At 74.7% G+C, this 13205-nt stretch carries 13 protein-coding genes; 8 read left to right on the top strand and 5 right to left on the bottom strand.

What is annotated here, in order from left to right:
* Positions 1-26 precede the first annotated feature (26 nt).
* The 4 genes from ABD990_RS23125 to ABD990_RS23140 all read right to left on the bottom strand — a co-directional run bounded on the left by ABD990_RS23125 (position 27) and on the right by ABD990_RS23140 (position 3240).
* A complete protein-coding gene (locus ABD990_RS23125; RefSeq protein WP_345382828.1) occupies positions 27-989 on the bottom strand; it encodes a zinc-binding dehydrogenase in 963 nt (320 codons plus the stop codon).
* Positions 990-1066: 77 nt separating this feature from the next.
* Positions 1067-1528, bottom strand: a complete 462-nt coding sequence (locus tag ABD990_RS23130) for a VOC family protein (RefSeq protein ID WP_345382829.1) — start codon at positions 1526-1528, stop codon at positions 1067-1069.
* Positions 1525-2166: an MBL fold metallo-hydrolase gene (locus ABD990_RS23135; protein ID WP_345382830.1), complete on the bottom strand. Its 642-nt coding sequence runs from the start codon at positions 2164-2166 to the stop codon at positions 1525-1527. Before ABD990_RS23135 ends, ABD990_RS23130 begins: the two co-directional genes overlap by 4 nt.
* A gap of 66 nt (positions 2167-2232) precedes the next feature.
* Positions 2233-3240 carry an NAD-dependent epimerase/dehydratase family protein gene (locus tag ABD990_RS23140; protein ID WP_345382831.1) on the bottom strand — a complete coding sequence of 336 codons (1008 nt, stop codon included), beginning with the start codon at positions 3238-3240 and terminating at the stop codon, positions 2233-2235.
* A 25-nt stretch (positions 3241-3265) separates the two neighbouring features.
* Here ABD990_RS23140 and purS point away from each other — a divergent pair, with 25 nt between their 5' ends.
* Genes purS through ABD990_RS23165 form a run of 5 tightly spaced genes read left to right on the top strand, consistent with a single transcriptional unit; the run spans position 3266 to position 7511 of the window.
* Positions 3266-3496 carry a phosphoribosylformylglycinamidine synthase subunit PurS gene (gene purS / locus ABD990_RS23145; RefSeq protein WP_345382832.1) on the top strand — a complete coding sequence of 77 codons (231 nt, stop codon included), beginning with the start codon at positions 3266-3268 and terminating at the stop codon, positions 3494-3496.
* Positions 3493-4179, top strand: a complete 687-nt coding sequence (gene purQ, locus ABD990_RS23150) for a phosphoribosylformylglycinamidine synthase subunit PurQ (protein WP_345382833.1) — start codon at positions 3493-3495, stop codon at positions 4177-4179. The genes purS and purQ overlap by 4 nt, the downstream gene beginning before the upstream one ends.
* 55 nt (positions 4180-4234) lie before the next feature.
* Positions 4235-5416 carry a PP2C family protein-serine/threonine phosphatase gene (locus tag ABD990_RS23155; protein WP_345382834.1) on the top strand — a complete coding sequence of 394 codons (1182 nt, stop codon included), beginning with the start codon at positions 4235-4237 and terminating at the stop codon, positions 5414-5416.
* On the top strand, positions 5413-7065 hold the full coding sequence (locus tag ABD990_RS23160) for a sensor histidine kinase (RefSeq protein ID WP_345382835.1): 1653 nt from the start codon (positions 5413-5415) through the stop codon (positions 7063-7065). Before ABD990_RS23155 ends, ABD990_RS23160 begins: the two co-directional genes overlap by 4 nt.
* Entirely contained in the window at positions 7062-7511 is a 450-nt protein-coding gene (locus tag ABD990_RS23165) for a response regulator (protein ID WP_345382836.1), read from the top strand. Before ABD990_RS23160 ends, ABD990_RS23165 begins: the two co-directional genes overlap by 4 nt.
* A gap of 22 nt (positions 7512-7533) precedes the next feature.
* Here ABD990_RS23165 and ABD990_RS23170 read toward each other — a convergent pair whose 3' ends face one another.
* On the bottom strand, positions 7534-7959 hold the full coding sequence (locus ABD990_RS23170) for a hypothetical protein (RefSeq protein WP_345382837.1): 426 nt from the start codon (positions 7957-7959) through the stop codon (positions 7534-7536).
* A 173-nt stretch (positions 7960-8132) separates the two neighbouring features.
* Here ABD990_RS23170 and purL point away from each other — a divergent pair, with 173 nt between their 5' ends.
* The 3 genes from purL (at position 8133) to ABD990_RS23185 (ending at position 13175) form a co-directional block, all read left to right on the top strand.
* Positions 8133-10475, top strand: coding sequence for a phosphoribosylformylglycinamidine synthase subunit PurL (purL, locus tag ABD990_RS23175; RefSeq protein WP_425569643.1), 2343 nt, complete (start codon positions 8133-8135; stop codon positions 10473-10475).
* Positions 10472-10822 carry a sterol carrier family protein gene (locus tag ABD990_RS23180; protein WP_345382838.1) on the top strand — a complete coding sequence of 117 codons (351 nt, stop codon included), beginning with the start codon at positions 10472-10474 and terminating at the stop codon, positions 10820-10822. Before purL ends, ABD990_RS23180 begins: the two co-directional genes overlap by 4 nt.
* Positions 10823-10961: 139 nt before the next feature.
* Positions 10962-13175, top strand: coding sequence for a putative bifunctional diguanylate cyclase/phosphodiesterase (locus ABD990_RS23185; RefSeq protein WP_345382839.1), 2214 nt, complete (start codon positions 10962-10964; stop codon positions 13173-13175).
* Positions 13176-13205 lie beyond the last annotated feature (30 nt).

Consider the following 13205-nt stretch of genomic DNA (forward strand, 5'->3'; position numbering starts at 1 on the left):
GTGTACCGGGAGTGCCGATTCGCGGGTCAGGGGACCAGCACGGCCTTGCCGAGGACCTCGCGGTCCTGCAGCGCGGTGTGTGCATCCGCGGCCTTCGCGAGCGGGAAGCGCCGGCCGACGACCGGCCGGATCCGTCCCCGCACCGCCTCGCGCAGCATCCGCTCCTGCCGGGCCCGCCGGCCGCCCCCGAACCCGGCGAGCTGCTCCAGCCCCCGCACGTCGACGCCCCGGGACCGCGCCTCCTCCGGGTCCACCTCGGTCGGCGGGCCGCCCGCGACGCCGTAGTTGGAGTAGCGGCCACCCTCGCCGACCAGCTCGAACGCGGTCCGGCCGAGCTCGCCGCCGACCCCGTCCACCACGACGTCGACCTGCCCGACCCGACGGCGCACGGCGTCGGCCCAGCCGGGCTCGCCGTAGTCGACGGCGAGATCGGCGCCCAGCGAGCGGGCCAGCGCGAGCTTCTCCGCGCCCCGCGCGGCCGCGAGCACCCGCGCGCCCGTGGACCGCGCGAGCTGCACGAGCAGGCTGCCCACGCCGCCCGCGGCCGGCAGGACCAGCACGAGCTCGCCGGGCCGGACACCGAGGTCGCCGAAGAGCGCGAGCGCGGTGCCGCCGTCGTGCAGCATGACCATCGCCTCGGCCGGGCCGAGCCCGTCGGGGACCGGGAGGACGGAGGCCAGCGGCGCGGCGAGCTGTTCGGCGTACGCGCCGCCCTCGACGTCGGCCAGCACCCGCCGCCCGAGCCAGGCCGGGTCCACGCCCTCGCCCACCGCCCGCACCCGGCCCGCGGCCCCGCGTCCGGGCACGTAGGGGAGCGTGGTGGCGAACCGCGGGCCGCCCTCGCCGCGCCGGATGATCGTGTCGAGGGTGAGCACCCCCACGGCCTCCGTCCCGACCACGACCCCGCCCGGCGCCGCGACCGGATCCGGCACCTCCACCGGCCGCAGCACCTCGGGCCCGCCGAACTCGTCCACCTCGATGACCAGCACGTCTCCTCCTCCGACCGTCGACGTGCCCACCCTCGGAGCTGAAGTCGGGTCGAGGTCAAGGGGGCGGACCGGCCGGGTCAGTCGAGGCAGAACTCGTTGCCCTCGGGGTCGGCCATCACGATGAACCCCGCGCTCATCGGCGGGGCGGGCTCGGAGCGGCTGATCCGGGCCGCCCCCAGTGCCACCAGCCGGTCGCACTCGGCCTCCAGCGCCGCCATCCGCTCGTCGCCCTGCAGCCCCGGAGCCGCCCGGACGTCGAGGTGCACGCGGTTCTTGGCGACCTTGTCCTCCGGCACCTGCTGGAAGAACACCCGGGGGCCGTGCCCGTCCGGGTCCTCGATCGCCGACCGCGAGTTGCGCTCCTCCTCCGGGACGCCGATCCGTGCGAGGAAGTCGTCCCACGCGGCCAACGGATCGGCACCCTCGGGCAGCTCGACCCCGGGCGGGCCGGGGTGCACGTAGCCCAGGACCTCCCGCCAGAAGGTGGACAGCGTGCGCGGGTCGTGGGCGTCGAACGTGACCTGGATGTGGCGGCTCATCCGACGGACGTCGCCTTCTCGCGGTCGAGGACCGCGACCCGGGTCCGCGCGGGGGCGAGGTTGGTGAACAGGCCGTAGTGCATCGCCGGGTTGGCGAGCACGGCCTCGTGGATCGGGACGGCGGTGCGCGGGGTCATGGCGCGCAGGTAGTCCACGGCGTCCCCGGCCTTGAGCCACGGCGCGCCCGTCGGCAGCAGCAGGGTGTCGACGGGGTCGCGGCCCTCGGGCAGCGGGACGTAGGCGTCGCCGGGGTGCAGCAGGGTGTCGTCGACCAGGTAGCCGTTGTTGCGGATGACCGGGATGTCGGGGTGGATCACCGCGTGGTCGCCGTTCCCGACGACCTCGACCCGCGCGCCGGCGACCTCGAGCACCGCGCCCGGGGCCGTGGTCTCGTGGGCCGGGCCGTCGAGCTGCTCGGCGGTGCCGGCGTCGACGATCAGCCGGGCGTCCGGGTTGGCCCGCAGCAGCGCGGTGAGCCGGTCGGTGTCGAGATGGTCGAAGTGCTGGTGGGTCACCAGGATCGCGTCCAGGCTGGTCAGCGACTCGAAGCCGGTGGAGAAGGCGCCCGGGTCGAACAGCAGGCGCGCGGAGCCGGTGTCGACCAGCACACAGGCGTGGCCGTAGTGCGTGAGCTGCATACCCCCACCCTGCTCCCGTCCGCGACGACCGTCACGCGCGGGGCGCTCCCGTCGGCTGCGGCTCGGTCACAGCAGGGCGGCCTCCTCGGCCGGGGTGAGACCCGCGACCCGGGGCCGGTCCGTGCCGAGCTCGCGTTCCCACCCCAGCGCCGCCCGCGCGGTCTCCGCGAGCGGGCGGGCGGTGAACCCGGCCGCGAGCGTCGCGGAGACGTCCCGGTCGACCATCCCCCAGTGCGACTCCGGCAGCCACAGCGGCAGCGACCGCGGCCCGGCCCAGATTCCCACCCCGGCCGCGGCCAGCTCCTCCGCCGGGCGCCCGACGAGCTCCAGGTCCGGTGCCCCGACCGCCGCGGCGACCTCGTCGAGCAGGGTGGCGAGGGTGGTGCCGGGCGCGGTGCCGTCGAAGGTCCCGCTCACGCCCTGCCCGGCGGACCGCACGATCCACTCCGCCAGGTCGCGCACGTCGACGACCTGCGCGGGGTGTCCCGGCACGTCCGGCACCACGGCGCGCCCGCCGCGGGCGAACCGGGCCGCCCAGTACCCGAACCGGTCCATGACGTCGCCCGGTCCGCACATCAGCCCGCCCCGGACGACCAGGGCGCGCCCGTCGTGCGCCGCCCGGACCGCCTGCTCGCACGCGACCTTGACCGCGCCGTAGAGCTGCGGGTCGTCGGGCGTGGTGGAGGACGCGTCGGTGCGCGGCGCCAGCAGGGGAGCGGCGGCGGTCTGCCCGCGGGTCGCCGTGTCGGCGTAGGCGTTGATCGAGGAGACGAAGGTCCAGTGCCCGGCGTCGATCGCGGCGAGCGCCTCGCGCACCCACGGCAGCGACATCGTGGCGACGTCGACGACGGCGTCGAAGCGGCTGCCCCGCAGGGGGTCGAGGGACACGTCGCGGTCCACCTCGACGAGCCGTGCCCCCGCCGGCACGCTCCCGGAGCGCCCGCGTGCCGCGCACACCACCTCGTGCCCGGCGGCGACCGCGGCCTCCGCGACCGCGCGTGAGAGGAACACCGTCCCGCCGAGCACCAGCAGCCGCATGTCACCAGCCTCACCCGGGCGGGGCGGCGTCGTCATCCCTGTTCACCGTAGGCTTGACGGCGTGGCGAGAGTGGTCGTGGACGTGATGCCCAAGCCCGAGATCCTGGACGTGCAGGGCCAGGCTGTCTCGCGGGCCCTCACCCGGATCGGCGTGGCCGGGATCGAGGTGCGGCAGGGCAAGCACTTCGAGCTCGAGGTCGACGACTCGGTCGACGACGAGACCCTGCACCGCATCGCCGCGGACCTGCTGGCCAACCCGGTGATCGAGGACTGGACGGTGACGAGGGTATGAGCACGCGGATCGGGGTCATCACGTTCCCCGGCACGCTCGACGACGTCGACGCCTCGCGTGCGGTCCGCTACGCCGGCGCCGAGCCGGTCGCCCTCTGGCACGGCGACCACGACCTGCGCGGGGTCGACGCGGTCGTGGTGCCCGGCGGCTTCTCCTACGGCGACTACCTGCGCGCCGGGGCGATCGCGAGCCTGGCGCCGATCATGCGCGAGGTCGTCGAGGGCGCGGCCAAGGGCCTGCCCGTGCTCGGCATCTGCAACGGCTTCCAGATCCTCTGCGAGGCCGGCCTGCTGCCCGGCGCGCTGACCCGCAACGAGAAGCTGCACTTCGTCTGCCGGGACCAGAAGCTCCGCGTCGAGAACGCCGACACCGCCTGGACCAGCGGCTTCGTCCCGGGCGAGGAGATCCTCGTCCCGGTGAAGAACGCCGAGGGCCGGTTCGTCGCGGCGCCGGACACGCTGAAGGCGCTGGAGGCCGAGGGCCGCGTGGTGTTCCGCTACGTCGGCGGCAACCCCAACGGCTCCGTCGCCGACATCGCGGGGGTGGCCTCCGAGAGCGGCCGGGTCGTCGGGCTCATGCCGCACCCCGAGCACGCGATCGACCTGCTCACCGGGCCCTCCGAGCAGGGGCTGGGTTTGTTCACGTCGGTTCTGGGCACGCTCGCGGGTGCTCCCGCAGCCTGAGATCGTTCCGGGCCCATTAGGCTGGCGGTCCGCTCCACCGACCGAGAGGCCGTCCGTGACCCGACCCCTGCCCGGTGCCGCCGGCCACCGGGTCCTGCTGGTCGAGGACGACCCGGGAGACGTCTTCCTCGTGCAGGAACTGCTCGCCGAGGTCGACCCGTCCGTACGGGTCACCGTGGCCGAGTCGGTGCGCGCCGTCGTCGAGCGGAACCTGCTGCCGGCCGCGGACTGCGTGCTGCTGGACCTGAACCTGCCGGGGGTCACCGGGCTCGACGGGCTCCGTGAGGTGCTGCAGGCGGACCCGTCGGCGGCGGTCTGCGTGCTCACGGGGCTCGACGACGAGCACCTCGGCATCGCCGCGGTCGGCGTCGGGGCGCAGGACTACCTGGTCAAGAACAAGGCGGACGGCGCGGTGCTCATCCGGGCGATCCGCTACGCCGTCGAGCGCCGGCGAGCCGAGGCCAGCATGGTCCGGCTGCGCGAGGAGCAGCTCGTCGCGGCCGAGTCGGTGCGCCTGGAGCGCGGCCTGTTGCCCTCGCTGCTGCTCGACGGCAGCACCGTGCGCGGCCGCTCCTTCTACCGCTCGGGGCGCACCAGGGCCGTGATCGGCGGGGACTTCTTCGACGCGGTGCGCGGGCCGTCCGGCACGGTGCACGCGATCATCGGGGACGTCTCCGGCCACGGGCCGGACGAGGCCGCGCTCGGCGCCCTGCTCCGGGTGTCCTGGCGCGCACTGGTGCTGGCCGGGGTCGACGAGCCGCAGGTCCTGCCGAACCTTCAGGAGGTGCTGGTCAGCGAGCGGCACGAGCGGACCCTGTTCACCACGGTCTGCACCCTGACGATCGACCGGACGCCGGAGGGCCTCGACCGGATGCTGATCCGGGCCGCGGGGCACCCGCCGCCCGTCTCGCTGCGGCCGGACCCGGTGTCGCTGCGCCCCCGGGTCGGCGTCCCGCTCGGGGTGCTGCGGGACGCGAAGTGGGAGCCGGAGGTCCTCGAGCTGCCCCCGGGGTGGGCGTTGCTGCTGTTCACGGACGGACTGATCGAGGGCCGGGGCGTCCGCCCGGACGAGCTGCTCTGGCAGGAGGGTCTGATCGAGGTGCTCGGGAAGGAGCGGGACACACCGGTGTCCGAGCTTCCGGGGAGGCTCGTCGAGCACGTCGAGCGGATCAACGGCGGTCCGCTCGCCGACGACGTCGCCATGTTGCTGCTGTCCGACCACGCGGCCGAGGCGTGAGCGCCCCCGCCCCGCCCCGCCGCCGGGGCTCGACGCGGTTGAACCTGGACCCCGCCGCCCTCGAGGAGGCCGCGCAGCGCTGGTCCCTGCGCCGCTGGTTCACGGTGGGCGCGACGGTCCTCGGCCTGCTGTCGCTGGTCGCCCTCGCGCTCGGGGCCTGGGCCGTCGTCCGGATCGCCGACGCCCGCACCGCGCTGTACGACCAGGTCGCCCCCGCCGTCACGGCGAGCCAGGAGCTGTCGTCGGCGTTGGTGGACCAGGAGACCGGCGTCCGCGGGTTCACGATCCTGGCCGCTGACGAGTTCCTCGCCCCGTACGTCGACGGCCGCGCTGCCGAGGCATCCGCGATCGCGGAGCTGCAGCCGCTGGACCGGGCCCTGCCCGCCGCGGGGCTCGCCGCCGGGCTGCAGGAGATCGAGGCCGCCGCCGACACGTGGCGCCGGGACTACGCCGAGCCCACGATCGCGGCCGCGCGCGCCGGTGCACCCACCCCGGACGCCCAGCAGGGCCGGCTGCTGTTCGACCGGGTCCGGGCCGCCTCGGCCGACCTGGTCGAGGACCTGCAGGTCGAGCGGCAGGCCGCCCGGCAGCGGTTGGACGGCGCGATCACGTTCCTGGCCGTCGTCGGGCTCACCATCGCCGTGGTGGCGGCCGTGTTCCTGCTGCTGGCCTCGATCGGGCTGCGCAAGGTCATCCTCAAGCCGATCCGCCGGCTGGCCGACCAGACCCGCCGCGTCGTCGAGGGCCGGGTGAGCACGCAGGTCCTCGGCAGCGGCCCCCGCGAGCTGGTGGAGCTCGGCGCGGACGTGGAGGCCATGCGCGCGCACATCCAGCGCGAGGTCGACGAGCTGCAGGAGGCCAACGCCAAGCTCGACGACCGCACCCGCGACCTCGAGCGCTCCAACCGGGACCTGGAGCAGTTCGCCTACGTCGCCAGCCACGACCTGCAGGAGCCGCTGCGCAAGGTCTCCAGCTTCTGCCAGCTGCTGCAACGGCGCTACGGCGGCAAGCTCGACGAGCGCGCCGACCAGTACATCGAGTTCGCCGTCGACGGCGCGCAGCGCATGCAGCGGCTGATCAACGACCTGCTCGCCTTCTCCCGCGTCGGCCGCACGACGACCGGCTTCGAGCCCGTCGACCTCGGCAAGGCCGCGCGGGCCGCCACGGCCCAGCTGGCCTCCGCGGTGGAGGAGACCGGCGGCGAGGTCGTGATCGACGAGGGGCTGCCGACGATGCCCGGCGACCCCTCGCTCGTCCAACAGCTGCTGATGAACCTGATCGGCAACGGGCTGAAGTTCCATCGCGAGGGCGTGCCGCCGGTCGTCCGCATCGGGGCCGAGCAGCGCGGCGACGAGTGGGAGGTGGCGGTGTCGGACAACGGCATCGGCATCGAGCCCGAGTTCGCGGACAAGATCTTCGTGATCTTCCAGCGGCTGCACGGCCGGGAGGTCTACGCCGGTACCGGCATCGGCCTGGCCCTGGCCAAGAAGATCGTCGAGTTCCACGGTGGTCGCATCTGGGTCGACCACGGCGCGGCCGACGAGCCCGGCACCACCATCCGCCTGACCCTGCCGGTGTCCCCGGCCGAACCGCCCCCCGCCGACCCGGCCCTCGCCGGTGCGGTCCCGAGCAAGGAGTCGCCCTCGTGAGCGAAGCCCTCACCGACCCCGCCCGCATCGTCAACGTCCTGCTGGTCGAGGACGACCCGGGCGACGTCCTCATGACCCGCGAGGCCTTCGAGGAGCACCTGCACAACCGGCTCGACGTCGTCACGGACGGCGCCGCGGCCCTGGCCTACCTGCGCAACGAGCCGCCGTACGAGGACAGCCCGCGGCCGGACCTGATCCTGCTCGACCTCAACCTCCCGCGCCGGGACGGCCGCGAGGTGCTCGCCGAGGTCAAGGCGGACGAGCAGCTGCGCTCGATCCCGGTGATCGTGCTGACCACCTCGCAGGCCGAGGAGGACGTGTTGCGCAGCTACCAGCTGCACGCCAACGCCTACGTGACCAAGCCCGTGGACTTCGACGGCTTCATCGAGGCCATCAAGCAGATCGACCACTTCTTCGTCAGCGTGGTCAAGCTGCCCGGCGGCTGAGCGCAGGGCGCGGGAGCGGTCCTCAGAGCATCGCGTCGATCTCGGCGCGGTGGTACTTCAGCGGCGTGGTCGGGAAGCCGAACTCGTCCTTGTGCAGCGTCGCCGAGCCGCACCAGCCGCAGCGGCCGGCGGCGTCCAGCACCGCGCGACCCTCCAGCTCCGCGCGCCGGTCCGCCCTGCTCCCGGTGCTCCCGGTGCTCCCGGTGCTTCCGGTGCTCCCGGTGCCCCCGGTGCCGCGGCCGAGCGTCACGGGCGCCCCCGCGGCCAGCGCCGGCGGCTGCCTGCGCGCCTTGACCTGCTTGTAGATCCAGTACGCCCCCACCGGGATCGCGACGATCAGCGCGATCCCCAACAGCCACTGCACCAGCCCGACGGCCACGCTGATCGCGATCCCCGCCAGCACCAGCACCCCGACGATCTGCGCGACCCGCAGCACGACCTTCGACACGACGGCCTCCTCCCGCACCCCCCGTGAGCCGACGGTACCGGGATCCGGGCCCCCGGGGACCGGGCCGAACGGCCGGTGCCGTGGACCAGTCGCGAAGCGGACGAACCGCGTTACCGCGCCGGGTGACGGACGGCTCGCGGAAGTGGTCTCCCGCGGCGTTTACGCTGGTACCCGTGACCGAGCTCGACGCCCGCACCGTCACCGACATCCCGATCGACACCGTCACGGCCGCCGCGGCCACGCCGGACCAGCCGCAGCCCTTCCGCGAGCTCGGCCTCAAGGAGGACGAGTACGCCCGCATCCGGGAGATCCTGGGCCGCCGGCCCACGGACGCCGAGCTCGCGATGTACTCGGTGATGTGGAGCGAGCACTGCTCCTACAAGTCCTCGAAGGTCCACCTGCGGTACTTCGGCGAGACCACGACCGAGGCCATGCGCGAGCGGATGCTCGCCGGCATCGGTGAGAACGCCGGCGTGGTGGACATCGGGGACGGCTGGGCCGTCACGTTCAAGGTCGAGTCGCACAACCACCCGTCGTACGTGGAGCCCTACCAGGGCGCGGCGACCGGCGTGGGCGGGATCGTCCGGGACATCATGGCGATGGGCGCGCGACCGATCGCGGTCGGCGACCCCCTGCGCTTCGGGCCGGCCGACGCGCCGGACACCGCGCGGGTGCTGCCCGGCGTGGTCGCCGGCGTCGGCGGCTACGGCAACTGCCTGGGCCTGCCCAACGTCGGGGGCGAGGTCGTGTTCGACGCCAGCTACGCCGGCAACCCACTGGTCAACGCCCTGTGCGTGGGCGCGATGCGGACCGAGGACCTGCACCTGGCGTTCGCCTCGGGCACCGGCAACAAGATCATCCTGTTCGGCGCGCGCACCGGGCTCGACGGCATCGGCGGCGTCTCCGTGCTGGCCAGCGAGACCTTCGGCGAGGGCACCGGCCGCAAGAAGCTGCCGAGCGTGCAGGTGGGCGACCCGTTCACCGAGAAGGTCCTCATCGAGTGCTGTCTGGAGCTGTTCCACGCCGGCCTGGTCGTCGGCATCCAGGACCTCGGCGGGGCCGGGCTCTCCTGCGCCACCTCCGAGCTGGCCAGCGCCGGCGACGGCGGCATGCACATCGACCTCGACGCCGTCCCGCTGCGCGCCGCCGGCATGACCGCAGCGGAGATCCTCTCCAGCGAGTCCCAGGAGCGGATGTGCGCGGTCGTCGCGCCGGAGAACGTCGAGGCGTTCATGGCCGTGTGCCGCAAGTGGGACACGCTCGCCACCGTGATCGGCGAGGTCAGCGACGGGGACCGGCTGGTCATCGACTTCCGCGGCGAGACCGTGGTCGACGTGCCGCCACGGACCGTCGCGCACGACGGCCCGGTCTACGAGCGGCCGGTCCTGCGCGGGAAGGGTCAGGACGAGCTCGTCGCCAACTCGCCGGCGGCGCTGCCCCGGCCGTCGGCGCCGTCCGAGCTGCGCGCCGAGATCCTCCGCATGGCGGCCTCGCCGAACCTGTGCAGCCGCGCCTGGGTCACCGACCAGTACGACCGCTACGTCCGCGGCAACACCGCCGCCGCGCAGCCCGCCGACGCCGGCGTGGTCCGCGTCGACGAGTCCACCGGCCGCGGTATCTCCGTCGCCACCGACTGCAACGCCCGGTTCGCCGCGCTGGACCCGTACGCGGGCGCGCAGCTCGCGCTGGCGGAGGCCTACCGCAACGTCGCCACCTCCGGCGCCGTGCCGCTCGCGGTGACCAACTGCCTGAACTTCGGCTCGCCCGAGGACCCGCACGTCATGTGGCAGTTCTCCGAGGCCGTCCGCGGGCTGGCCGACGGGTGCGCGCAGCTCGGCATCCCGGTGACCGGCGGCAACGTCAGCTTCTACAACCAGACCGGCACGCAGGCGATCCTGCCGACGCCGGTCGTCGGCGTGCTCGGCGTGATCGACGACGTGGCCGCCCGCATCCCGTCCGGCTTCCGCCGGGAGGGCGACGCCGTCGTCCTGCTCGGGTCGACGGCCGACGAGCTGGGCGGCAGCGAGTGGGCGCACGTCGCGCACGGGCACCTGGGCGGCGAGCCCCCGGCCGTCGACCTCGCGCACGAGCAGCGGCTCGCGGAGCTGCTGGTGGCGCAGGCCGGCGTGTTGACCGGGAGCCACGACCTGTCCGACGGCGGCCTGGCGCAGGCCCTGGTCGAGGCCGCCCTGGTCGGCGGGCACGGCGCGTCCGTCGCGCTGCCGGCGGCCCTGGCGGTGGACCCGTTCGTCGCGCTGTTCTCCGAGAGCACCGGGCGGGTGCTGGTCACGGTCGCGCCCCAGGCGGCCGACGCCCTGCTGGCCGCCGCGGCCGAGGCGGGCGTGCCGGCCGAGCGGCTCGGCCTCGTCGGTGCCGCCGAGTCCGCGGGCGCCGAGCTGGCGATCGACGGCGTCGCCGTGCTGCCGCTCGCCGAACTCCGCGAGGCCTGGGAGGGCACCCTGCCCGCGCTGTTCGAGGCGGACTTCCGGGCCCGGGCGGGCGCCGAGACCCTGTGACCGATCCCGTGAGCGAGGCGGACCTGCTCGACGCATGGCTGGCCGGCGGCGCCGCCCCGCCACGCAGCGTCATCAAGGAGGCCGTCAAGGAGTCCCTCGCGGCCCTCGCCGAGCGGGCACCCGGACGGAGTGTCGAGGTGCGCATCCCGCCCTACGCGGCCGTCCAGTGCATCGAGGGGCCGCGGCACACCCGGGGCACCCCGCCGAACATCGTCGAGACGGACGCCCGGACCTGGCTCGCCCTCGCCACGGGCCGTCTGAACTGGACGGATGCGGTCGGATCGGGCACGGTGAGTTCGTCGGGGTCGCGCGCCCCGGAGGTCGGGGCGCTGCTCCCGCTGCGCTGAGGACCGCCGTCCGTGGCCGAGGTCGGGTCCCCGGAACGGGCGATGCCTGCGCCGTACTGGTGGCGAAACCGCGTCGCGAGGTCGAAGATTGCCCCGATCGGCACACGGACGGACCCGACGGGCGACTGGAGGTGGCTGCGTGGTGGCAGCGGGTAACCTCCCGGGCCCCGACGATCTCCCGTCCGGACTGTTGCGCACGGCCGCCGCCGGGGCGGTCGGCGGGCTCGGCGGGATCCTCGGCCATCAGCCCGGCCCCGAGCTCCGGTCGCTCGCGGAGCGCTGGGCCGAGCTCCTGCCGAACGCCGGGATCGAGGACGCCGGCGTGCTCGCGGCGTTGCTCCTCCGGCTGGGCTCGGCGCTGCGGGCCGAACCGTTCTGGCCGCTGGCCGTTCGCGGGATCGGGGCCGACCTGGCCGCGTCGGGCTTCTGCGGGGACCGTGCGGGCCTGGTCGGGGCCGCGCCGGAGGACGTCCTGCCCGGCACCGTGCGGCTGCTGCGCGAGGCCGGGCCGGGGGCGCTGGGCCTGACCTCGCCGGTGGACCGGCAGCGGCTGTCCCTCGCGCTCGACGAGCTGGCCGCCGGGTTCGCCGGTGCCCTGCGGTTCCGCGCGCACCAGGCGCAGGAGGACCTGATGCGGGCAACGCTGCGGGCCCGCCGGGACGTCGAGAAGGCGCTCGCGGAGAGCGAGGCGCACTACCGCACGATCTACACCCAGGGCCCGGTCGGCATCGCCATCGCGACGCTCGAGGGCGAGGTCGTCGACCTGAACCCGGCCGCCTGCCGGATGATGGGCATGCTGGAGCGCCCGGTCCTGCCACGGCCCGTCGCCGACTTCGTCCATCCGGACGACTACGAGGCCTTCGACGCCGCCTACCGCCGCCTGGTCTCCGGCACACCGGGGACGGTGAGCATCGACGTCCGGTTCGCCGGGCCGACCGGGATGTACGTCTGGGGGCACGTCACCGGCTCGCTGATCCGGGACGACACCGGGCGGCCCAGCCACCTGATCGGCGTGATCGAGGACGTCTCGGAGCGGTACCGGCTGCGTACCCGGCTGGTCGAGGCCTCGTCGCGGGACCGGCTCACCCGGCTGCCGAACCGGGACATCACCGAGGAGGCCGTGCGACAGGCGTTCGCCGGCTCGGCCACCCGGGTGGGGCTGTGCGCGATCGACGTCGACGACTTCCGCCGGGTCAACGAGATCCACGGGCACGCCGCGGGGGACGAGCTGCTGGCCGCGCTGGCCGACCGGCTGCGCACCGCCGCGGGCCCGCACCTGGTCACCCGAACCGGCGGGGACGAGTTCGCCGTGCTGATCACCGACCCCGAGGGCGTGGCGGAGGTGTGCGCGGTCGCGGATCGGCTGCTGGAGGCGCTCGCCGCGCCGTTCCACGTGGCCGGCCGGTGGATCGGGGTCACGGCGAGCATCGGGATCGCCGAGGGCGGCACGGCGGCCGAGTGCCCGTCCGAGCTGGAGCGCGCGGCCGGCGTGGCCCTGTCCTGGGCCAAGGCGCAGGGCGGCGGCACCAGGGCGGTGTTCGACCCCGAGCGGGACGCCGGCGAGGCGGCCCGGTTCGCGCTGCTCGCGGGCCTGCGCGGGGCGGTCGAGCGGGACCAGTTCCGGCTGGCCTACCAGCCTCTGGTGCGGCTGTCGGACCGCTCGGTGCGCGGCGTCGAGGCGCTGGTCCGCTGGGAGCACCCGGAGCACGGGCTGCTCGGCCCGGGCCGGTTCATCGAGCTCGCCGAGCGCAGCGGTGCGATCGTGCCGCTCGGCCGGTGGGTGCTGGGCGAGGCGTGCCGGGAGGCGGCGTCCTGGCAGGAGGAGCTGGGGATCGACGCGCCGTACGTGAGCGTGAACGTCTCCCCGGTGCAGCTGCCGGAGCAGGGTTTCGTCGAGGACGTCGTGAGCCTGCTCGCGGAGACCGGGCTCGCCCCGGACCGGCTGCAGCTCGAGATCACCGAGCAGGCCGTGCTCGGGGACGAGCCCGCGTCGATGGACGCCCTGTCCGCGCTGCGCGCCGCGGGCGTGCGGCTCGCGCTCGACGACTTCGGCACCGGCTACTCCAGCCTGGCCTGGCTGCGCCGGCTGCCGGTGCACGCGCTGAAGATCGACGGCTCGTTCATCGACGGGCTCCGGCACGAGCGGCCGGACCCGGTGGACGAGAGCATCGTCGGCTCGCTGGTGACGATGGCGCACGCGCTCGGCCTCGAGGTCACCGCCGAGTGGGTGGAGACGGACCTGCAGGCGGAGCGGCTGCGGCGGCTCGGGTGTGACCTGGGTCAGGGACGGTGGTTCGGTGACGCCGGTCCCGCCGGATGGGTTCCGGGCCTGCGGCGGCGTACGATCGAGTAGCCTGCGACACCGAGTGCCCCGAGGAGCGAG

Origin of the sequence: Pseudonocardia yuanmonensis, assembly GCF_039542425.1 — a bacterium.
Classification (GTDB): Bacteria; Actinomycetota; Actinomycetes; order Mycobacteriales; family Pseudonocardiaceae; genus Pseudonocardia; species Pseudonocardia yuanmonensis.

What these genes read in the sequence shown, in the direction of transcription:
- ABD990_RS23130 (WP_345382829.1), bottom strand. Translation starts at nt 1,528, where the DNA reads ATGAGCCGCCACATCCAGGTCACGTTCGACGCCCACGACCCGCGCACG.
- ABD990_RS23135 (WP_345382830.1), bottom strand. Translation starts at nt 2,166, where the DNA reads ATGCAGCTCACGCACTACGGCCACGCCTGTGTGCTGGTCGACACCGGC.
- purQ (WP_345382833.1), top strand. Translation starts at nt 3,493, where the DNA reads ATGAGCACGCGGATCGGGGTCATCACGTTCCCCGGCACGCTCGACGAC.
- ABD990_RS23140 (WP_345382831.1), bottom strand. Translation starts at nt 3,240, where the DNA reads ATGACGACGCCGCCCCGCCCGGGTGAGGCTGGTGACATGCGGCTGCTG.